This window comes from Okeania sp. KiyG1, assembly GCF_014132355.1.
Classification (GTDB): Bacteria; Cyanobacteriota; Cyanobacteriia; order Cyanobacteriales; family Microcoleaceae; genus Okeania.
The window spans coordinates 1-24,158 of the sequence record NZ_BLZO01000064.1; the positions used below are offsets into that span (position 1 = coordinate 1).

9 protein-coding genes and 1 pseudogene are annotated in these 24,158 nt (G+C 38.6%); 1 reads left to right on the forward strand and 9 read right to left on the reverse strand.

What is annotated here, in order from left to right; translation table 11 throughout:
• Positions 1-139: 139 nt before the first annotated feature.
• A complete protein-coding gene (locus tag SAGCYANO_RS13175) occupies positions 140-541 on the reverse strand; it encodes a hypothetical protein (protein WP_202218494.1) in 402 nt (133 codons plus the stop codon).
• 164 nt (positions 542-705) lie between these two features.
• Between SAGCYANO_RS13175 and SAGCYANO_RS13180 the strand changes: the two genes are divergently transcribed.
• Positions 706-1,725, forward strand: coding sequence for a transposase (locus tag SAGCYANO_RS13180; RefSeq protein ID WP_202218495.1), 1,020 nt, complete (start codon positions 706-708; stop codon positions 1,723-1,725).
• 762 nt (positions 1,726-2,487) lie between these two features.
• On the opposite strand, the gene SAGCYANO_RS13185 is transcribed toward SAGCYANO_RS13180, so the two are convergent.
• From SAGCYANO_RS13185 to SAGCYANO_RS13215, 8 genes and pseudogenes are all read right to left on the reverse strand, one after another.
• A complete protein-coding gene (locus SAGCYANO_RS13185) occupies positions 2,488-6,705 on the reverse strand; it encodes a non-ribosomal peptide synthetase (RefSeq protein WP_202220502.1) in 4,218 nt (1,405 codons plus the stop codon).
• On the reverse strand, positions 6,702-7,052 hold the full coding sequence (locus SAGCYANO_RS48800) for a phosphopantetheine-binding protein (protein WP_305081041.1): 351 nt from the start codon (positions 7,050-7,052) through the stop codon (positions 6,702-6,704). Before SAGCYANO_RS48800 ends, SAGCYANO_RS13185 begins: the two co-directional genes overlap by 4 nt.
• Before the next feature lie 12 nt (positions 7,053-7,064).
• Positions 7,065-8,411, reverse strand: a pseudogene (locus tag SAGCYANO_RS13190) (amino acid adenylation domain-containing protein); the annotation flags it as partial.
• A gap of 608 nt (positions 8,412-9,019) precedes the next feature.
• Positions 9,020-15,097 carry a non-ribosomal peptide synthetase gene (locus SAGCYANO_RS13195; protein ID WP_202220504.1) on the reverse strand — a complete coding sequence of 2,026 codons (6,078 nt, stop codon included), beginning with the start codon at positions 15,095-15,097 and terminating at the stop codon, positions 9,020-9,022.
• A 58-nt stretch (positions 15,098-15,155) separates the two neighbouring features.
• Positions 15,156-15,977, reverse strand: a complete 822-nt coding sequence (locus tag SAGCYANO_RS13200) for a hypothetical protein (protein WP_202220505.1) — start codon at positions 15,975-15,977, stop codon at positions 15,156-15,158.
• Positions 15,978-16,012: 35 nt separating this feature from the next.
• Positions 16,013-17,056, reverse strand: a complete 1,044-nt coding sequence (locus tag SAGCYANO_RS13205; protein ID WP_202220506.1) for a TauD/TfdA family dioxygenase — start codon at positions 17,054-17,056, stop codon at positions 16,013-16,015.
• Between the two features lie 78 nt (positions 17,057-17,134).
• The gene (locus SAGCYANO_RS13210) at positions 17,135-17,683 is read right to left on the reverse strand and encodes a DUF6817 domain-containing protein (RefSeq protein WP_202220507.1); all 549 of its coding nucleotides are present in this window, start codon (positions 17,681-17,683) and stop codon (positions 17,135-17,137) included.
• Between the two features lie 59 nt (positions 17,684-17,742).
• Positions 17,743-24,156, reverse strand: coding sequence for an aminotransferase class III-fold pyridoxal phosphate-dependent enzyme (locus SAGCYANO_RS13215; protein WP_375339924.1), 6,414 nt, complete (start codon positions 24,154-24,156; stop codon positions 17,743-17,745).
• Positions 24,157-24,158 lie beyond the last annotated feature (2 nt).

Below are 24,158 nucleotides of genomic sequence, written 5' to 3' on the forward strand. Positions count from 1 at the left end.
ACTCACATCTTGCACCAACAAAAGTTGATATGAAGAACAATAACTGAAATACTTATCTGATCGGAGGTGGGAGTTAGTTATCTCTTCTCAATAGAGAACTATAATGAAGAAGTAATAAAAACCAGAGGGTAAATTAATCTTACTCTACCCGATGACCTGCTTTTTCTTCATCGGGATATAAATCTAACCAACTTTCATAAAGTGCTTCGATAGCTGAAGTTAATTGCTCAATTTTACCTCTTCTAATCACAGCATTCACTCCATCTATATGTGCTTGACTTCCTGCTTTTCCTAAATGTTTAAAACGCGAAAATTCCCCTTTTTTATTACTTTTTGGGAAAACAGATCTAGACCCTTTGAGTTGATAATACCAATAATGATATTTTTGCCCTTTGGCTTGATACCGTGCTACATAACAATCAGCAGGAGCAACCCATCCTGAAGCTTCAATTTCTGATTTTTCACGTTTTAAAGCAGCTATAGCTTCTCTAATACGGTCTGCTCGCTCTGCTATTTCTAGATTACTGTTGATTTTAGCCATTTTTTGAGCTTTTTGATTATGGAATATGTTATTATAGTTCTCTATTTTAAACAGAGAACTATGTTGCCTCACCCCATTTTATCCCAAGTTGACGAATTACTCTGCTCTTTAAAAGAATTAATGCCCACAATTTATCAAAAGAAACTCTAGAATCTGTTTTAGGCTTGTTTCTACATAGTCAAGGAAATGCTGTTCCTCATCATTGTCAAACCAAATCAGAAAGTGCTATTAGTCGCTTCTTAAATCATTATAATTGGTCAACTCGTTCTCTGATACGCACTGTTCGTTCTTTCATTCTCAACTTAGTTTTATCTGAAAGAATAAAAGGACGAAAACTCATTTTACAAGTTATTCTAGATTTAACAACTCTTGAAAAAGTAGGGAAGTTTGTTCATCTAAAAGAATTAGTTAGAGTTTATAATCATAAAAAAGGTTTACACATCGTTGTTCTTTACTTAGTTATAGGTAATTGGCGATTTCCTTGGAGTTTTCGTGTATATAGAGGCAAAGGAACCTCATCACCTTCTCAACTGGCTTTAAAATTACTGAATACATTGCCTTCTATTTTGACAAAATCTTTCCCAATTTATGTTTTAGGAGATACAGCCTTTGGGACAATTAAATTCATTGAAAAACTCCGTGACAGTTCTTTTAATCATCATGGAATTCTTGGCATCCCTAATACCAGAAAATTAACTGATGGACGTAAAGTGTCTGAACTAAAAACTCGTGGACAACAAGTTTATCTAAACGGCTTAAATTTTCCTGTCTTCTTATCATGGGTTTGGCTAAAACGAGATGGAAAAAGAGTTAAGCGATTTGTTATTTCAACTAAACCTATGAAGGGAAAAACTATCGTCCGTTGGGGAAAACGTAGATGGCAGATTGAAGGTTTCTTTAAAACGGCCAAACATCAATTTAGTCTCCATCGTTTTGGACAAAAAACTTTATTAGGGGTTTATCGTTGGTTAATTCTTTCTCTCGTCTCTTATTTATTAGCTTATTGGATTTATTTACATAATGGTTATTTTGATGATTTAGATTGGTATGATTCAGCCGAAAAAGCCTTAGTTTTGCTCTTACCTCAGATTTTACTCCTTTCCCTTATCAAAAAATTAAAGTTACTAAATCCTTGGTTTTATAAACACGGTTTGGAACTTTGTCTTGTCAGGTGCAAGATGTGAGCAGAGAAATATTTCTCTAATATAGTTAGCGTAATATTTACGCTAACTGTTTTCTTTTTGTCTAAAGTCCAATAGCTTAAATTGTTCAAGTTATTTTTACACGGCTACTTAGAATTGAGCCAGACTTTTTTCATGGTGAATGGAATTATATGATTAAGCCGAGAACAATAGCTTAAATTGTTCAAGTTATTTTTACACGGCTACTACTACTCCTAATGATGTGAGGTTGCCTGTAGCATAGATTGACTTTTGTGGGAAGCGATCGCTTGCTTTTGGATAAAGGCGATCGCTTCCCACAAAATCCAGCATATTAACCTAGTATTGTAATGCCACGGTGCTTGAAAGCTTTCCTGACAGCCACTTGAGCAAATCTGATGTAGACCACTTCTTGAAATAAGTCCAACCCATACTGCTTGAAAGAACTACAGATGGACTTGAGAGATGAATTTCAAGCCACCAGATATCCCAAAAGACCGAAAAGACCTATAGCTAATGTCCAAAGTAACTCTAGCGGAACTGGTGTGGCAACAGCAAGAAGTAGGAGAGGGTAGGCGATGCCAGATCATCAAACTAATACTCTGTAGTACGACTTTGAGTTGGTAGAGCCCGTAGATAACGGGTCGGAGTAATTAAACATTTGTCCATATTACCATATATTGTCATCTCCCCCGATTTTTTTCACTCTCCAAACTCCAGTTACATCCTTTAAACCCTTATACAACAATAGCTGTGAGCTGCTTGTCACCCCGTGAGCTTTGCTTGTCACTCCCTGAGGCTAAGACAGGATTGCAGAATTTTTGCTAAAGTTAGGACATGAGGGGGGGTCAGCATGGTAATGTGATTGCCCGGAACGTCATAAATCTGGATCGGGTGTGTGGTTAATTCTCTCCAACCCAAGGCTGGTTTAGTAAAACTCTCAGCAAATACGCCTCTCCTATCTGTAGCTACAGTTTCAGATGCTTGCAGTAGGGTAATTTTTCCATCATAAATTTGGGGAATATAGTTCAATAAGGCTTGATGAGAGGCTTTTTGCAGAGCCAGAAGACAACATATCAGGGATTCTCCTGCATCTGGAGGGATGACATTAGCTTGTCGCAATTTTCCTAAAAAGTAATTAAATTGCTCCTGGGGAGCTAGTTTTTCGAGTTCCTCCAAAGAAACATAGAGAGATTTGCAAAAAAAACGCTCTAACACTTCCGCTCGCTTGAATAACCACATTGCGTCATCAATTTCCTCATCGATAATACCATTCAGAGGAGCTGGTGTATCCATAATGACTAATAATGCCACGGCTCGATCGCGCTGTTGACTTTGTTGAGCCATTTCAAAAGCCACCAATCCGCCAAAAGAATGACCGCCTAAACAGTAAGGAGTTTCCTTCGGAAAAACTTGCGCTAATACATCCAGATAGTAAGTCGCTAAATCGGGGATATTTTGGTAAGGAGATTGTCCGGTTTCAAGTCCTGGTGCTTGTAAGCCATAAAAGGACTGTTCCGGGGCTAAATGACGGGCTAAATCCGCATATCCTAAAACATTGCCACCAATAGGATGAACACAGAAAAAAGGCTGTTGGGATTTGCCATTTTTAATCCTGACTAAGGGCGACCAAGGACGAGATTGAGGTGCAGAACGAATAATTGTCGCTAAATTCTCAATGGTTCCCTCTTGAAATAGGGTGGAGAGTGGGAGAATACTTCCTAACCGTTCTTCAATCAGTGCCATTAAACGAACAGCTAACAGAGAATGACCGCCAATTTCAAAAAAATTATCGGTGATGCTAATCGGTCGATGGCGGAGAACGTTTTCCCAAATGTTTAATAGTTCTAGTTCGACGTTATCCCTTGGTTGTACGCTGTCTGCACTCGACTGAGTAATACTTGGACTCGGTAAAGCACGGCGATCGATTTTTCCATTGGCATTTAAGGGTAAGGAGTCCAGTTTAATAAACTGGGCAGGAATCATATAAGCGGGTAAATATTGCCTTAAATAAACTCTAATATCTGAGGTTTCTAGATCGGGAGATACTACATAAGCGACTAAACTTTTTTCCTCTCCCTCTACGATTAACTCCACAATACCGGTTAACACTTGGGGATGTTGGTTTAAAATAGCTTCTATTTCTCGGATTTCTAGGCGAAACCCCCTAATTTTAACCTGACGATCTCGACGACCTAAAAACTCTATTTGTCCGTCTGGGAGGTAACGAGCTAAATCCCCGGTTTTGTATAATTTTTTTGAGGATGACTCCGCAAACGGATTGGGAATAAAAGACTGTGTGGTTAAATCCTCTTTTTTGTGATAACATCGAGCAATTCCGACTCCCCCAAGATACATTTCTCCGGGAATACCCACAGGAACGGGTTGAAGATGGTGATCCAGAATATAGACTTGAGTATTGGCGATTGGACGACCGATGGAAACGCGATGGGGAGATTGACTCGGCTCCCATTTACCGATGGTAGCACAGACTGTGGCTTCTGTTGGTCCGTAAGCGTTAAAAAGCTCCCGATTGGATGACCAACGTTTGACAACATCTAGGGAAGGAGTTTCCCCCGCGAGAATTAGACTTTTTAAGTGAGGTAATTGAGCGGTGGGAAGAACAGCTAAGACAGATGGAGGTAAGGTGACAACGGTAATCTCTAATTCGTCTAAACAGCGAATTAAGGTTTCTCCAACTAATAAGGTTTCTGATTTCACTAAACAAAGGGTTCCCCCCGCGATCCAAGTCATAAAAATTTCGCTGACAGACGCATCAAAATTAAAGGATGCAAATTGAAGTACCCGACTTTCTTTGTTAACATGAAATGCTTGACTTTGGGCGATCGCCAGATTGAGCAATCCTCGATGTTCGACTTCAACTCCCTTGGGTTTGCCTGTAGAACCGGAAGTATAGAGAATATAAGCTAAATGAGTAGGTTGAATTTGACAATCTGGGTTGTCTTGATTTTCTCTTGCTAAACTTTCTAAGGACGCATCAAGACACAAGACTTGTGGATGAGAAAGAGGGAATTTTTCCTGTGCTAAGTTCACCACCATCTCTAAAGAAGCATCTAACCCATCCTGAGTTAACACTAAGGATACATCCCCATCTGCTAGCATAAAGCTTAATCTTTCTTGAGGATAAGCAGGAGCTAAGGGAATATAGGCTCCTCCTGCTTTGAAAACACCCAATAAGGCGATTAATATCAGAGGCGATCGCTTTAAATAAATCCCTACCTTCACCTCTGGTGCAACTCCTTGTTTTTGTAAATAATGAGCTAGTTGGTTCGCTTTTTGATTTAATTGGGCATAAGTTAGAGTTTGCCCTTCAAATTCTAAAGTGATCGCGTCGGGAGTTTCTCTTGCTTGACGTTCAAATTGTTGGTGAATACACCGTTGTTGGGGATAATCTCGAGCCGTCTGATTCCACTCCCACAGGAGTTGTTTTTGTTCCCTTGGAGTTAACAAAGGTAACTTATCAAGTGACTGTTGAGGATTAGCTGTAATTCCTTCTAGCAGATTTTCCCAGTGACCTAATAACCGAATAATTGTCGCTTCTGTAAATAAATCCCGGCTATACTCGATCCAACCTTGTAATTCCTTACCGTTGGGTCTTAAAGATAGAGTTAAATCTAGTTTAGAGGTACTGCTATCAAAGTTTAATGGAGTAACGGTCAATCCCTCTAAGCTTAATTCTTCCCTCGGTTCTGGATAAAACGCAAATCCCACCTGAAATAACGGAGAATGGCTGAGATTTCTGTGTGGTTGTAAGGCTTCTACTAATTGCTCAAAGGGAACATCCTGATAATTATAGCTCTCTAGGGCGACCTGTTTAACTCGTTCTAACAGAGTAACAAAGGAAGGATTGCCAGATAAATTGTTTCTGAGGACAAGGGTGTTCACAAAACAGCCAAACAGCGGCGCTAAATTAGGGTCTGTTCTGCCAGCGATCGCTGTTCCTACTAACAGATCGGTTTCCTCTGTATAACGATAGAGTAAGGTTAAATAAGCTGCCAACAAAAGCATAAACAGAGTTACCCCTTGTTTCTGGCTCAAGGTTTTCAGTTTTTCCGCTAAAGATACTGATAAACGAAAGGGATAACGGTGACCTTGAAAGCTAGGAACTAGAGGACGAGGATAATCACTCGGAAGTTGTAAGATGGGTAAGGGATCTCCTAATTGTTGTTTCCAATAGGCGAGCTGAGAGGCTAAACGTTCCTCTGACAAGGTTTGGCGTTGCCAAATAGCGAAATCCGCATACTGAAGCGGTAATTCTGGTAGGGATGAGAGTTTTTGTCTTTTAAAAGCGGAATAAAGTGTGGTTAATTCTTTGATTAGTACATCCATTGACCAAGCATCAAAGATAATATGATGAATGACCAAACTGAGAATATGCTCTGAGGGGGTGAGTTGGAGTAATAGGGGGCGCAATAAGGGAGCTTTGGTTAAATCGAAGGGTTGAGACGCTTCTTCTTGAATTAATTGCTGAATTTGAATGGAACGCTCAGAAATAGACAGGTTTGTGAGGTCAATTTTCCTTAGAGTAATGCTTAATTCAGGAATAATGACTTGAATGGGGTTTCCGTCTTCAACTGTAAAGACTGTGCGAAAAATTTCATGGCGCTTTACGATCTGATTGAGACTATTTTCCAAAGAGGGACAGTCTAACTTCCCTTCAAGTTGCAGCACCCCAGGCATATTATAGACACTGGTATTAGGGTTTAATTGTTCTAAAAACCACAACCGTTGTTGGGCAAAAGAGAGGGGAAGTTTCTCAGGGCGGGCAATTTTTTTGATAGGTTGTAAGTCTGGGGATGTTTCACCTTTTTGAGCAGCATTTTGACGTAAAAATTGAATTATTTCTGCTTTATTTTCAACTAAATTAGCTTTTAATTCTGGAGTTAAGGTATCTGAAGGTGCGCTATATCGCAGACGCTCGCCCTCAAGCCAGAGTTTGATATTAAGGCGACGTATTTGAGATAATAAGTCTATTAAATTCACAGTTCTCCCTCCTCCATGATGTCAGTCCCTGTAACATTAGTTGCAGAGCTTTTTTGTAGCCAGATTAAGGTGTCAATTGAATCTGCCATCTTAGTTAAGGTAGGAGACTCAAATAAAGTTTTTATAGGAATTTTAATTTGAAATCCTAAATCAATACTGGACATTAACTGAGTGATTAACAAAGAATGCCCTCCCAAAGCAAAGAAGTTGTCCTCAATACTGATGGGAGTCACATCTAAGACTTTTTGCCAAATTTTGACTAATTCTACTTCTATGGGGGTTCGCGGTGCAATTAAGGGACGGTTTTGTTGTTGGAGTTGGGGTTCAGGTAGCGATCGCCTATCTATCTTTCCACTAACAGTCTTGGGGAAACTTTCGAGTTGCTGAAATATAGTTGGAATCATAGCTTCTGGCAATCTATCTAATAAAAATTCCCTAATTTCGCTAGTATCTAAGGTTTTGGTTCCTATTAAATAAGCACAAAGATAGAGATTTTCTTGTCGATCTTTCCAAGCTAAAACTACACTTTCTCTAATTAGAGGATGCTGCTGTAGTGTATTTTCAATTTCGGCTAATTCAATGCGAATACCTCGAATTTTTACCTGTCGATCTTTACGGCCTAGATATTCAAAATTCCCATCAGCAAGAATTCTTCCTAAATCCCCTGTTTTATAAACAATATCATTGATTTTATCGCTAAAAGGATTTTGAATAAAAACTTCTTTTGTTAATTCAGGTTGCTGATAATAACCCAAGGTTCTATAGGGAGTTCGGATATAAATTTCTCCTACCATACCTGGAGGGCAAACTTTACCAGCTTTGTCAACAATAATGGCTGTGCTACCTGGCATTGGTTTACCAATAGGAATTGTTTTTTTCTCTCCATCTGAAGGTTTAACAAGGTAGAAAAATTTAGTCATAGTTGTTTCCGAGGCACCATAAAGATTAACCAATTGGATGCGTTTTCCATAACGCTGAATCCAGCGTTCAACATCAGCTTGTAACAATGGTTCCCCGGACAATAAAATATATTTTAGTGCTGAAAATTGGTTCGGTGGAGATTCTGGCAGTAGCAAAGAACGGAATAAAGAAGGAACACAATGAATCAGATTAATTTGTTGTTTATCGATCCAATTTACAAGTTTTCTTCCATCAATAATTGTTTCTAGATTTTCAGGAATACAAACTACTCCCCCTGAACACAAAGGAACAAAAATATCTCTCAAAAAGGCGTCAAAAGCAGGATTTATTAGTTGACTGACTCGAAAACCCTGTTCAATTTTTAGAGTATTAATTTCCCAGTCAATAAAATGAGAAATTGCTTTCAACCTACCAGTAATAGCCTTGGGTGTTCCCGTTGAACCTGATGTAAAATAGAGATAACACATTTCATCAAGTTCTCGCTCTATATTAACTGATTCAGGATTCCAAAAGTCTTGATATTCTTTTGTCTTATTGTTTTTAAGTGAGGTAATAAAATCGGGATTTTTATTAACAATAACTTGGAGATTTTGAGACAGATCGAGGGATTCAAGAATACCCACCACCGAATGATCGGCAATTAGCCAATTTGGAGGAATTTGTAACAGTATATTTTTGAGTTTTTCGCCAGGGATTTTATGACTCAAGGGAACAAAAACTCCCCCCGCTTTTAAAGTCGCTAAAATTGCTGTGATAATAGCGATCGTATCATCAGTAATTATGTAAACAAAGTGATCTTTTTAAGATCATTTAGAATGAGAAAATTAGCTAGATTATTACTTTTTTCCTCAAGTTGTTTGTAGGTTATTTGTTGCTCACCACAAAAGAGAGCAATTTGTTCACCAAACTGTTTAGCTGTCTCAGAAAACCAAGTGTGAATAGGAGGATATTTCATAGGTATTGTTTTAAGTTTTGAGCAATTAATATTAATGGAGCTAAAAACTTGTATAGCAGGGAACAGGGAACAGGGAACAGGGAATAGTTAGAAAAACATTTCCTAGTCAGGACTTACGCAAAGAAACCCGGTTAAGAAAGTAAATCATTGTTTTTGACAATAGACATCTCCAAAAATAAAAAATAAAATCAATTACCGGGCAGAAACCATCAATTCTTTTCTCCTACTCCCTACTCCCTACTCCCTACTCCCTCTTTTCTGGAGAAGTCTAATAAGCATCTACGAGAAACCGGGTTTCTGGGTTCGCATGGCTTTAGTCCTGGTAGTCTTAGATTCATTATCAGTAATTGTCAAGAGCCAACTCTTTCTTAGCTATAATTTGCATCATCATCAGACAAAACTATAAAATGGAAGCGGACAGTCTTTTTTTGAGCTGATTCAATCAAGTTCCGCATTAAAACTATCCAGTAACTTTCGGGTTTCTTGAGTTGAAGTTAAGGGAATTTGTGAGAGGCGATCGCTAGCATAATGGGATAAATTTTCCATGAGATTTTGTAACTGCTGGAGAAGTTGGCGAATCGCCATAACCTTAAATAGCTCTGGATCGTAAGTCATCACTACCAACAGACTCGAATCTAACTCAACGGTGACACTAAGGGGATAATTAGTACGAGAAAAAGAGCGTACTTCCAAAATTTTGAGCTTACCCTCCCCTAATGATATCGGTATAGGGTAATTTTCCACTGCGATAAAACTTTCAAATAACTGGTTTCCCTGTGCTACATCACTCCATTGTTGAATCTGCACCAAGGAATTATACTGATATTCCAGTCGCTCTATCTGTTGCTGTTGAAGCTGTTGTAACCAGTCGAGTAAAGACGCATCAGGATCGACAATAATTCTTACTGGTACGGTATTAATTAACAATCCTACCATAGACTCTACCCCAGACAGTTCTGGAGGTCTCCCGGAAACCGTAGTGCCAAAAATAACATCATCTTCTCCACTATAACGACTCAATAACAGGGCAAAACTTCCCTGTATTAAACTATTTATAGTTAAATGATGGGATTTTGCCCAAGTGTTTAAGTTTGTTGTAGTCTCTGCTGAAAGTTGCAACTCTTCCTGACAGTATTCTCGGCGATCGCCATTTAATGCCCTAACTGTTTGTTCAATTCCCCATTTTGTCGGCGCTTTTACACCTTTTAGAGCTTGTTTCCAGAAATTTTGAGCTGCAACTTCATTTTTCTGGTTTAACCAAGCAATATAATTCTTATAAGGTGGACTAGGGGGTAAATTTGGCTCTTTACCATCACACAAAGTTTGATAAACCTTGAAGACTTCTTGCATAATTATCCCATTACACCAACCATCTAACAGAAGATGATGATGACTCCAAACGAGGTAATATTGAGCCTTAGATACTTGAAATAAAGCCATTCTCATTAAAGGTGCATTAGAAAGAGAAAATCCTTGCTCTAAATCGTTTTTCAGATAATTAGCTAATTCTTCCTCTTGCTGAGGAGAGGATAAATGACACCAGTTTTCCTCGCGCCAAGGTAAAGCGATCGCCGATCGTACTACTTGCAGAGGAGTAGCTAATTTCTCCCAAATAAAGGCAGTTTTGAGACTATCGTGACGATTAATAACTATTTCCCAAGCTTGTCGAAAGGCTACTTGATTTAAGGAGGCAGCGAGGGTGAAGACTTTTTGTTGACAGTATAGATTAGATTCTGCACTGTAGAGACTGTGAAAAAGTAACCCTTGTTGCAGAGGAGAGAGGGGATAAATATCCGCAATGTTACTAAACTCTTGACTAATGCTATCTAGTTGAGACTGAGTTAAGTTAGCTAAGGGGAAGTCAGAGGGAGCATAACTTCTCTCACTTTCGAGACATTCATTAATCAGGGTTTTGAGGGACTTGATGAAATCATCCGCCAAAGTTTCAATAGTTTCCCGTTGATATAAATCGGGATTGTAGTTCCATTCCAACCGAGTACGACCTTCAATCACCATCGCATCAATGGTAATGCTGGGTGTGTGTTTTCCGATCCCACTCTTTTCTCTTCCTCGATTTTCCATCGACAAAGGAAAAATTGAGTTTTCTTGAGTAAATTGTCCTACATAATTAAAACAAACTTCTGCTTGAGGTAAACGGCTTAACTTTTCTCGAATTTCTGGGCGCTGACTCAGATAGCGTAAGACACCATAACCAATACCCCGATTGGGAATCTGTCGTAGGGTTTCTTTAACTACTTGTAACGCCTGAGATGGTGAAACTGATGCCTCACAGGATAATAACAGAGGAAAACGAGTGGTAAACCAGCCTAAACTGCGGGAGATATCCACATCCTCAAACATATCCTCTCTACCATGTCCTTCTAATTCTACCAATAAGTGGTTTTCTCCTGTCCATCGTTGGCAGGTTTGGAGTAACCCACAAAGTAGCAACTCGTTCATTTGCGTATGATGAAGTCGGGAGACTTTATGTAATGCGACTTGAGTTTCGGTAGTCTCCAAAAAGACTGTAACTGTTTCTGTAGATACAACGGAATTTAAATCAGTAGATGGGGTTTGAGGAAGGGAAGACGGGAAAGGTTGACGTTGAGCTAACCAATAGTCTAATTCTTGCACAAGGGTATCCGATTGAGCATAATCAGTTAATTTTTGCGCCCAATACTTAAAGGATGTAGTTTTCTTGGGTAACTCGAACCCCGCATTTCTCTGTTGTAGTTGCGTGTAAGCAGTCCGAAAATCCTCTAACCAAATGCGCCAAGAAACCCCATCCATAAGTAAATGGTGTATGATCGCTAATAAACGTCCAGTGCGTTCTTTTCCTAAGTCAAACCAGACGAACCTAAGTAAGGGTGGCGCGGCTAAATTTAAACTACTTTGATGTTTCGTGCCTTCTACTGCTAAAATCTCAGAAAGTTCGCGATCGCCAACTTCAGAGAGATCCACCTTAACACAAGATATTTTTTCCCCAACCTCCCCATAGCTTTGTATCCAGCCAACTTCCCCTAACTCAAAAGACAGTCTTAAGGTATCGTGGTGTTCAATTAAGTGTTGAATCGCCGTCTCCAAATGTTCCTGTTGTAACTGAGGGGGAGTTTCCAGAAGAATAGACATATTCCAGTGGTGGGGATTAGGGAGAGATTGCTCAAAAAACCAGTGTTGTATCGGTGTTAAAGGAACTTGCCCCCTAGTTTCTCCTGCTTGTGGCTTAAATTCTACTGTCTGGATAACTTTTAACAAGTCTGTAATGGTTGAATGCTGAAATAGTTGAATTGGTTTAAATCCTAATCCTGCTGCTTTAGCTCTAGCAACAATCTGAATACTCAGAATTGAATCCCCTCCCAACTCAAAGAAATTATCCTCTATTCCTACCTGTTCAACATTAAGAACATCAGCCCAGATTTTCGCTAAAATTTTCTCTTGGTGTGTTTTAGGAGCTATATAAGAAGTTTCTAATCTGGGATCAGTTGTTTCTGCATCAAGTAACTTTCGTCGATCTAATTTCCCATTGGGGTTTAAAGGAAAACGATTCAAGAACACAAACCTTGAGGGAATCATAAATTCCGGTAAGGTTTCCTGTAAATAATGGCGCAATTCTGAGACTTTGGGAGCAGGTCTTACTCTGGGAACAACATAAGCAACCAAACGCTTGTATTCAGTATTTTTTTCTGAGAGTAGCACTACTGTTTCCCTCACAGAAGGATGGTTGTTTAAGCGGGTTTCGATTTCGCCTAACTCAATGCGAAAACCATGCAATTTTACCTGATTGTCAATTCGCCCTAAAAATTCAATATTCCCGTCTGGAAGATAACGCGCTAAATCTCCTGTACGATATAGCCGTTCTGAAAAGCTAAATTTCCGTTTTTTCGGTTCTAAACTTTCGAGTTCTTTAGTTTTAATCTTAAATTTAGCCTCTCTATTAAACCATTGTCCTCTCGTAATTTTGAGTTTTAATTTGTGATTTTTGACTTTAACGCTTAATTTCTGATTAAAAGGATTAGTTTGAAAACGATCTTGCTTTAAAGAAGATTGATTTAGATAACCCCGCGCTAAATTATCCCCTCCGATATATAACTCACCAGGAAACCCAACCGGAACCGGGCGTAATTGCTTATCGAGCAAGAAAATTTGTGTATTAGGCAAGGGACGACCCAATGGAACAGTAGCTGCTCCTATATTCTGAGATGCTTGTGTTACTTTATAAATGAGAACCCCTACTGTTGCTTCTGTTGGTCCATAATGATTAATAATCTGGCAATTTGGAGTAAATTTTTGCACCTGTTCCACCAATTCCCAGGGTGTAGTTTCTCCTCCCAAGACTAAGCATTTTTTGGGGAGAATTTGAACTGGATTAGTAATTTCAGTCATTAAAGCTCGCAAATGACTAGGAACAATCTTTAAACAGTCAATTCCTCCCTGTTTGGCGAAATAATCACCTAAAGCAGTTGGATCTGTCGTATGTTCTTGAGAAATAATATGTAAAGAACCGCCCCCACATAAAGCGGGAAAAATGACTGTATTACCTAAATCTGCTGCAAAAGTGGAAATTAGTGCATAATTTGCTCCCGATGGCAAATTGAGACGTGGTGTAATTCCCTGAATATAGTTCAACAGTTGCCGATGTTCGATCGCCACTCCTTTTGGAGTTCCTGTGGAACCAGAAGTATAGATCGCGTAGGCTAAATTTTGGGGTCTTACATCAGTATTTATATTGGTTTCACTCTGTTGTACGATCGCCTCTCTATCTCTTTCTAAAACGACTATTTTTCCTAAATAAGCAGGAATTATGGAGGTAAGATAGTCTTTGGTGATGAGAATCTCAGCTTGAGAATCTTCTAACATAAATTTGAGTCGTTCTTGGGGTAAAACTGGGTCTAGAGGTACATAAGCACCTCCCGCTTTCAAAATTCCTAATAATCCCACTATCATCAACGGCGATCGCCCGACACAAATTCCCACTCGATCATCCGGTTGTACACCTAATTTTTGCAAATGACGAGCTAACTGATTAGCACGAGCATTAAGCTGATGATAGGTTAATGTTTGACCTTCACCCACCACTGCAATTTGTTGTGGGTTTTGTTGTGCTTGGGTTTCAATTAGATGATGAACACAGTTCCGGTGAAAGGTATTTGCCAGGGAATCGCTGCTTAAACTGGAATTAAACTGGAATAAAATCTGTTCTTTTTCTTCATCGCCGAGAATATCTAAGTCTTCTATCCTTTGAGTAGGGTTTTCTGCTGCGTTAATTAATAATATGTGATAATGTTTCAGCCAACCTTCGATTACTTCTACTTCAAAACAATTAACATTATAGTGAAATTCAATTTCAAGTTGGTTAGAATATTGAACGCAACAGACATTTAATTTGTGAGCTTGAAGACAGGAAAACTCTTTAAACAATGACCAACTTATGCCAGCTACAGTAATTGTTTTATTAATTTGTAAATCAGTTTCAAAACTAATTCCATTGCCAACGAATTCTGCGATTTGTGGAGTAAAATAGTCTTGCCATTTTGCTAATTCTTGGGATTTTTGAGAAATTTCTTGACAGAAAGTGGCAAAATTCAAGGAAGAATCTAAAGTAGTTGATAGGGGTAAATATTTGGTCATCAATCCAATACTTTGCCCTAATTCTTCATATTGACGATTATCAGACCCTAATTCCAGACTTACCTCTGATTGATTGGTCATTCTTCCCAGTAATATTAAAAAGCAACTGAGAAAAAAGTCTTGAAGTGAAATATTATATTGATGAGCAACTTTTTTGATCTTTTGGTTTACTTCATCATCCAAATTCAAAAACAATAAATTTGTGTCAAAATTAGTTGTTAATTTTTTATTATTTGAACTTGATAGTGGTAGCTTCAAGGAAGTATTAAAAAGTAATTTTTCTTGCTGCCAATAGTCTCTTCCTTCTTCCGTTTCTTCCCCATTTAATAACTCATTTTGCCATTCAGAAAAATCTACATATTGAAAAGGTTCATTATCCTCTTCATCCCTTTCCATTTTTGCATAAGTATTACTTATTTCCGTCATTAAATGATGTAAAGAAAAGCGATCGCTACATAATCCCGGTAAACTAATAATTAAAATTAATTCATCAGGGGATAACTGCACCCAAGACAATTGCAAAATAGGTGATTTTTGCAGATTAAATGGTTGCTGCAACATTGACTGAAAAATCGTTTCTAGTTTCTCTAATTGCTTTAATGAAGAAATTTGTTGCAAGTCATACTGTTCAAGAGAAATCAAATCATTATCCCCAATTACTTGTAGGGGAACATCCATTTCAGGTAATTGATAAAAAGTTGTCCGCAGAATTTCTTGAAGTTTAACTGTATTTTGTAAAGCCTTAGTTAACCGTTCTTTTTCTAATGCCCCTTTTATTAAAAATGCACCTTGAGTTCGGTAATAGGAACTAGGATTTTTCTGTTGTAATAACCACAGATTTTTTTGTTGTGGTGAGAGACAAAATCCTTCTATTTGTTCAGTTTTCATATTTCTAGTTTAGCAATAAATCATAATAGCCGAGAATTACATTTATCAAATTCAAAACCTACCTACTTTTAACTCCAATAATAAATTTTTGGTCATCTTGAGAGAGGGCTAAAAATCCGCCAATGGTAATGCGGGTTTTGTTGCCGGAAATCTCAGCAACTTTGTGCATAATGTTACCCCCTTTAAAAATAATCATATCACCTGTTTCTGGAACAATTTTTCTTTGGGGACACGAATCGAGGTGTTGCTTAGCTAGTCTGATCTTTTCGGGATCGGTTTCCTGCTTACTCATATGCTCTGGAGGGAGATAAAAAAGCACTAATTCTCCCCCTTCTTCTGGCTTACTAATCACAATAAAATAACTCAGTCCATTAACTACTTTACCGATACTTTTTAGGTAATCGTAAGCTGAATCATGTAGAAATTCATTGCCAGTATGGGCAGGAAGTCCCCCTTTTTTCGGTTGTGCAAAGCGAATCGTAGCTGGACTATATGCTTGTCCATTTTCTTTTGGTAATTCAATGTTCCGACCTCCTGACATCTGACTAAAAATGTTCTCAAGTTTAGTTTCAAAGTCAATTTTAAAGATGGTTGTCAGCCCTTCTCTAAAGCGTTGAGCGTTTTGTAAATACTCTGAGCGATCTTTGCCAATTTCGATGATAACTTGACCTAACGTTTGTCCATAGCGAACCTCATGAGTTGCTAACTTTTGCATCTCCAATTGCTGTTGAACATTGAGCATTTCTTCTAAGGAGAAGACTTGTTTAATAACAATCCCTTCTAATTCTTCTTGATAAATCTGATTAATTCCATCAGGATATTGATTTATTGAATCAGCAGCTACGGTAATCCATTTGTTTTTAGTTACTTGTGTAGTCATAATCGTTGATACGTCCTCAAAGATTTAATAAGAGTTTAGTTAGAGTAAAGTTGTCCCATTCCCACAACGACTTGTCGTTGCCCAACATAAGGCATTCGTCCATGACAAGTTAACATATTATCTAACATGAGAATATCCCCTGATTGCCAAGGAAAAATAGTCATTTCTTGTTGATAACAGTGACGAATTTCAGCGACGGTCGAGGAGTCAATAGCAGTTCCATCACCGTAATAAGCATTACGGGGTAATTCTTCGGACTGATACTCACTCAAGAACAAGTCTCGGACTTTTGGTTCTAAGCTGGATATATGGAATAAATGCGCCTGATTAAACCAAATTTTGTCCCTAGTTTGGGGATGAATAGCGATCGCTTGACAGACTTGACGAGTTTTTAAGCGATCACCTTCTTTCCATTCCCAATCAATTCCCTGCTGACGACAGTAATTTTCCACAACTGATTTCTGGTTTGTCTGGAAGACATTTTGCCAGCTTAAATCTAAACCATCCCCATAGTTTCGCACATACATAATCTTTTTTTCCTCAAATCGTGAAACAATTTGAGGATCGAGTCGTTTTAAAACCAGGCGACTGTCTGCTATTGGCGTAGCACCACCTTTTGAGGCTGCTTTTCGGCAAAAAAAAGCGATTTTTAGTGGCCAGTTGCGACTGTAGGCCATTTCATTATGCAGGGGAATAGTTTGATGGGCCGGATATTCTGTTGAGGTGTGAATTTTCCCCCTAACTTGCGATCGTGGAGTGGAACGATAGGTATAATCTAATAAGTCTCCCCAGATTCCCTGAATTAATTGCTCAAATTTTGCTATGTCTTGGAGTCCAAAATTACGCCATAAAATGGCTCCATATTGATCTAAATTCTTCTCAATAAATTCTCTATTTTTTTCTACCCAACTGACTAAATTTAAGCCTTCTACCCTTGGTTTCACCACTAGAGGAAGAGATTGCTTTGAGGGCAGAAAATGAGAGGTTTCAATTAGGCTATCCTGGTTAATTTTAACAGGTTTACGTTTGACAAGTGGTTTTTTTTTCGGTTCTAATTTTGTAATTGTTTTTTGGTTCATTTTTGTTTTTGTCAATCGCTGGATTGTTAGGTAAATTCATCGTTAATAATAACTACTGCTTATAACACTATTTAGTTATTACTTAGATATAATTTTTTTTTGAACTTCTGTTTTTACTTGCTCTGGTATATGCTTGAGAACTTTACGATAACCAAATTGGTAAACATATAGATAAAGTCCTATTTTCCTCCAAAGCCAATGCAACCTATCAAATTCTTCGAGTAAATTAGCCATATCCAAGATAATTAGATTTAGCCATTGAGGATAATTAATCATTATTTTTTCATTGGTAAAACGATTAATAATAGGAATTTTATCATCGGGAACAACACGCTTTTGAAAATACTTTCTTCGTTGTGAAATGCAGTATAAATAAACAATTTCTTCTGCTTCTTCGCCAATTGCTTTCTGTAACTCATCCCTTTGCGAAAAGTTCAAAACATGCTTTTTTCCAGTTCCATCCGTACCATAAAAAGAATGAAAATATCCAGCCAAACAAAGATTTTTGTGGCATTTCCAAGTTTCTAATAAATTTCCTGTTCCCACTAAATGATCGTACAAAGTTACCTGAGTATGAGGGATGGTATTGGTTTGATAAGATTTCAGCAAATTCAAAATATTTTTCATAATTGATAATTTCTATAAAACTAACTACTATAGCTACTACATAACCTGCTTTCTTAATATTAATTTACCTCATCCTGCTTCAATGTTTTTCGTTGGACTCGTTTTAACTTTTGTTGCGCAATTGCTTGGAATTTTTCTGCTTTTTTCTGTTGTGTTTGCTGCTCCAGTTCCTTAAAATGTTGGGATATATCATCTAAAGAAATGTCTGGTTGTTGTACCACAATTGGCAGAATAGTAGTAAATTTAGCTATCCAATTATCAATCGTTTTTGATTTAAATAAATCAGCATTATAAGTGGCAGTCAACCTCAACTCACCCTTAGTTTCAGCTAAATTCCAAGTTAAATCTCGTCGGGCTGCTCCAGAGAAATTTAGGACTGGGTTAACTTCAATATTGGCAAAATTTAATCCTTCTCCAAATTTATCTAAATTAAATTGAACATGAATTAACGGTGGCCGACTAGGATCTCGTTTTAGGTTCAATTTTTGGAGTAATTGGGAACAGGGATAACTTTGATGTTCGTAAGAATTTAATAACTCTTGCTTAACAGTTTTTAGATATTCAGAAAATGTCTCTTTTTGGCTACGAAAACGCACAGGCAAGACATTAACACAATAGCCTACCAGATTTTTCCACCCCCAAGCCAGTTGTCCAGCAGCAGAAATCCCGATCGTAATATCATTTTCTTGAGATAAATGACGTAAAAGTAGGGTAAAAACTGCCAACAAAGTCATAAATAAAGTACAACCTTGCTGATTACTTAATTTTTCCAGTTTATCCTTGATTTTAGCCTCAATTAGACAATCTTGCTGTTGACCTCGATAGGTTTGGATCTTAGGGCGAGGAAAATCAGTAGGTAAATCTAACTCGGGAATTGTATCGCTAAATTGCTTTAACCAATAAACCTCATCTTGTTCGAGCTTAGGGTTAATTTCGCCCATAATCTTTACATAATGGCTAAATTGTCTTGGTTTCCCCAATTTAAGCTCAATTCCTTGGGTTTGAGCATTATAAAACCTTGCCAACTCATTGACAATCACATCAACTGACCATCCATCAGAAATAATATGATGGATGGTTAAAACTAACCAATGAACTTCTGAGGCGATTTTGACAATTTGTACCCGTAATAGGGGAGAATTGCTGATTTGAAAAGGTTCACAGACGGTTTTATCCAACCAAGCAGCGATCTCCTCTTGCTCTGTGTCAGTAAAATCCAAATAAGGGATATCCATTTCCCATCTTGGCAAAATTTCCTGCTTTTCTCCGCGATCGTCAATTAAAATGCGTAAAGCTTCATGGCGATTAATAACTATCTGAATAGCTTGATTTAGAGCAGAAATATCTAACTTTCCTTTAAATTCCAACCGTAGAGATTCATTGTAAGCAATTGATCCCTCCTCTTGAAGTTGAGCTAGTGTCCAAAGTTGTTTTTGAGCTTGAGTTAAGGGAATTTTATGGGGATAACGGGCGATAATAACAGCTTGTTGATTAATTATTGGGTTATTTTCTCCTGGCAAGGCAACTATATCGGTAAAACCCGTTTCTTGTAGAATGTTTTGCCATTTTTCCACTGATAAGAGAGGATAAGCAGGACGCAATTCCAGATCGGAAAATTTCCACCATCCTTCCGTTAAACCAAAAATTAAATCTAACCAGCGTTGGGGAGATGTACCTTCCATTAAAATTACCATTTCCCCTGGAATTAATAGCTGCTGAATGTTTTGTAAGGTCTGATGGAGATTAGCGGTACTATGGACAACATTAGCTGCAATAATAATGTGATATTGTGCTTTTCCCAGTTTCTGGACAGCGGGAGCTTGTTCAATGTTTAAACTGTCATATTCTACAAAAGGATAGTCTTGAAACTTCTGTTTTGCCCGATTCAGAAACAGGGGAGAGAGATCGGTAAAATAATATTTAACTAATTCTGGGGGTAGCTCGGGTAAAACATAAGCGCTTGTCCCCCCTGTACCTGCACCAATCTCTAAAATTTTCACGATTTCACCCTCAGAAACCGATTCTAAGGCAAGGGAAACGGTTTTCTGTACTAGAGTATTTAAGAAACGCGCCACCGTTGAGGTTTGATATAATTCTGTTGCTAAGGTAAAGTCTCCTTGGGGAAAAATTAACTGAAGGGGATTAATTTTTCCTTGTAATACCTCTGCTAAGGCTGAAGCGCAACGATTCAGTAGAGTCAATTCTGCTTTTAAAGAGGGATATTGCGCCAAAATTGTCTCTGCTAACCTTTGAGGGTTCATTGATTCTGGTGAGTTAATAACTTCCCAATGATGGGGAGTAAGCCTTAAGATATCTTCCTCTACCATAATTTGTAGCAAACGCTTTAATAGGGAATAATGTTGAGGAATTATCCCTAAGTTTTGAGCGATCGCCTCATGGGTAAATTGCTCTCCTGGGCGAAATTTAACCCCTAATTTAGCAAAAGCAGCGATAACATAGGCAAAACTCAACTTCTCCAGTTCAAAAAATCCTAGACAGTAATTTTCTAACTCATACTGTTTACAGAGATTTTCCATCTCAGGGAGCAAGCGAGTATTAATAACTTTAGGGGTTAATAAATTAACGCTGGATTCAGAAATAATCGGTTGAGCAGTCTTTACAGAGGGAAAAAAACCTCCTTGTCGCAATTCCATCACACTTTCTTGAATTGCTCCAATCAAGAAATCAATATCTTCATCGCTGTGGGCTGTAGAGAGGAAACAATTACGCCCTTCCCAAATATAAACCCCTTTCTCTAATAAATGATAATATAGTAAATCTATATTCGCACTGGAAGCAAAACGAAACAATGAGCCAAAATAGACAATCTCTAAGGGAATTTGTTCAGTTTCAAAATAATGATTTAAGGTATCGGCTAATCTAGCAGTACGCTCATTTAACTCTTGTTGGAGGGTTTGCCCCTCTTTTTTGAGATATTGTAAAACACCACGAGCCGCAGCCATTCCTAGATGATTTTTGTTGAAAGTTCCCGCAAAAAAAGTTTTTTCGGCCCTAGGATAAGAATTATCCCCATAATTCCACTCCCCACCATCAAGGGCATCCAGATAACGCCCTTTTCCAGCCACAACCCCAATTGGTAATCCTCCTCCCACAATTTTCCCATAGGTAACTATGTCTGCTTCAATTTCAAACCATTTTTGAGCGCCCCCTGGATGGATGCGAAACCCTAGCAACACCTCATCAAAAATCAGTGGTATCTGGGCTGCTTCAGTAAAAGCACGTAATTTTTGCAAAAAGGCTGTCGGTTTTACACTAGGGTTGCGACTTGGTATCGGCTCAACTAAAACCCCCGCTAATTCCTCTGCGTTACGGGATAAAATCTCTAGGCTATCGGGATTATTATAATCTAACACCAGCAAGTCTTTGACGGCATTCTCAGCAATTCCAGCAGCCATAGGTACAGCTTCAGTTGTCCCTGAGACTCCCAGGGCTAAAACCCCATCAAAATGTCCATGATAGGCACCCGCAAATAAAGCAATTTTACTCTTTCCAGTGACAGTACGGGCTAATCTTAGAGCTGTCATCACAGCTTCTGTACCAGAATTACAAAATGTTACCCTTTGTACTCCGGTTAAATCTTGAATTAAATGGGCAACTTCAGCTACTAAATTAGATTGAGGACCAATTTGTAAACCTTTCTCTAGCTGTGCAGTGACGGCTTGAGTAATAATAGGAGCATTGTGACCAAATAACAATACCCCAAACCCCATCGTAATGTCGAGATATTTGTTGCCATCGATATCCCAAAAGTGAGATCCTTGCGCCCTTTCTCCCACAATAGGATAAAGCATTTCTTTGATTGAGGGTCTAAATCCAGCTACTGCTCGACTATCTGCAAGAATAGGACGTGATGAAGCAGCTCTTGCTTTTGATTTCAGTGTTTTTACACTATAACGGCTAATTAAATCATCAAGATGCTGTTGTTGTTTAGCAGTCAAATTTTGGGGCTGAGTTAGCTTACGAGGAGATGTTTTTTTTTCCGTTTCTTCTCTTTTCCCATAGGAAAAACTGTTCATATCTCGCGCCGGAGGTATTGGGGAAGGCTGAGATGCTGTTAGCGGTTTACCTTGGAGTAACGCTAATTGCTCAGACATAACTTGTAATTGTTGGCTGATAATTCTCTCTAGAGCCGTTTCTGCTAAAGTATTATGATTGACAGGAGAAAGAGAAGTATCGGGAATTAGAGGTTTCTTCTCGCTAATTTCTGGGGTAGGAGTATCTGTTGGGGGTGAAGTTGGTAATTGTTGAGCTATATGGCTTCCTAATCCTTCTATCGTCGGCCAAACTTCAAATAATTGATTAACCTGAATTTTCAGTCCGTACTTATTTTCGATCACTTGTATTAAATCCAATAAAACGAGGGAATCAGCACCCATTTCTAGGAAAGGCGCGGTACAGTCCACCTCAGCTATGGGAATTTTCAGGAAATCACTTACCAAAGTCGATAATTCTTTGATTATCTGTTGCTGATAGCCATTGTTGAGAGCAGTCTGATCTATAGTCGGGTTTGAGCTGTGGTTTTCTAACATAACATTTTCGGAATCTTCAAGCCAGTAAGGTTGACGTTGGAAGGGATAGGTCGGTAACGATAAGCGATGACGAGAATAATCGCTGTCCCAACCTTTCCAGTTGACAGCGACTCCCTCAATGTATAACTTTCCTAAACTGGAGGCTAAAATTTGCCAATCTTCTTGTCCCTCTACCAGAGAGGGTAGCCAAGTTCCTTCTCCCCTGCGTTGACCTAGTTTGGAGAGAATCGGTTTTGAGCCAATTTCTACAAATAATCGGTATTTTTGCTGGAATAAGGTATCTATTCCCTCTTTGAAGCGTACTGGATTTCGGGTTTGTTGTCGCCAATAATTGCCTTCGGGAATTTTGTCATCGGGGAAAAATTCTCCGGTTAAGTTAGAAATCAGAGAGATTTGGGGCTTCTTAAAGGAAATTCCCTCGATGCTTTCTTGCCATTGTTCCAACATCGGTTCAATTAAGGGGGAATGAAAGCCATGGGAAACATTTAAGGGGCGGTTTCTAAAGCCTTTTTGTTCTAAAATCTCAACTACTTTTTCAACTGCCTGTTTTTCCCCAGAAATAACTGTATTTTCGTCACTGTTTAAGGTGGCGATCGCTACTCTTGAAGAAGCTACCTGAGCTAATACTGCTTTTACTTGGTCTTCTTTGGCAAAAATAGCTACCATTTTGCCCTTCTGGGGTAAATTATCCATTAACTTCGCCCTAGTGGCTATCAATTTTAATCCGTCTTCCAGACTAAACACCCCAGCCACACAAGCAGCCACATATTCCCCTAAACTATGACCGATAACTGCATCTGGTTTAATCCCCCAAGAAATCCACAGTTGAGCTAGGGCGTATTCCAGAGCAAACAAAGCTGGCTGAGTGTAAGCTGTTTGATGAATGATATTTGCCTCTGAATCAGCCGAATCAAGTATTTTGATTAAAGATTTACCCAAATAAGGGAACAAAATTTCATCACATTGCTCCAGAAGCTGGCGAAATCTGGGTTGAGTTTCGTACAGTTCTTTACCCATTCCACTGTACTGAGAACCTTGTCCAGTAAAGAGAAAAACAATCTTTGGCGGTTTACGGCGAGAAAACTTCCCTTGAATCAAACCCGGGCTTTCTTGTTTGTTACTGAATTTTTGCAGTAATTCCTGAATTTGGTTACTATTTTCGCCCCAAAGAGCCAATCGATGGGGAAAATGTGAGCGTCCGGTATTGGCAGTAAAACAAATATCCCCTAGACTCAGATGGGGCTTTTCTTGCAACCAAGAATAATAACGTTGGGCTAAGACTTGTAATGCGGGTTCGCTTTTTGCCGATAGGCTCAATAAGTGTTGGTTACGGTCAGGAAAACTTGATAAAGTTGCCTTTTCTGGTGCTTCTTCAAGAATAATATGACAATTTGTTCCTCCAAAGCTGAAACTACTCACCCCTGCTACCCGTTTTCCAAGTATGGGGTTCCAAGGTAGATTTTTTGTAGGGATAAAAAAGGGCGTATCAGCAATTTCTATGTAAGGATTTAACTTATTTAAGTGTAAGTTGGGAAAAATCTGCCGTTTTTGTAGAGATAGAATCACTTTAATAATTCCCGCAATTCCCGCAGCATTTTCTAAATGCCCGATATTGGTCTTAACTGAGCCGACAGCGCATTTATTTTCCGGTGTTCGTCCTTCTGTCAAGACAGCTTGAATGGCTCTTATTTCCACAGGATCTCCTAATGGAGTACCTGTCCCGTGTGCCTCTATATAACTGACTGTTTGAGGAGAAATTCCCGCTCCCTTTAAGGCTTCGCTGATCACTGATTGCTGGGCAAAACCGTTCGGTGCTGTTAGTCCATTACTAAATCCGTCATGATTCACTGCTGAACCTCTGATGACGGCTAAAATTCGATCGCCAGATTCCACCGCTTCAGATAATCGTTTGAGGACAATCATCC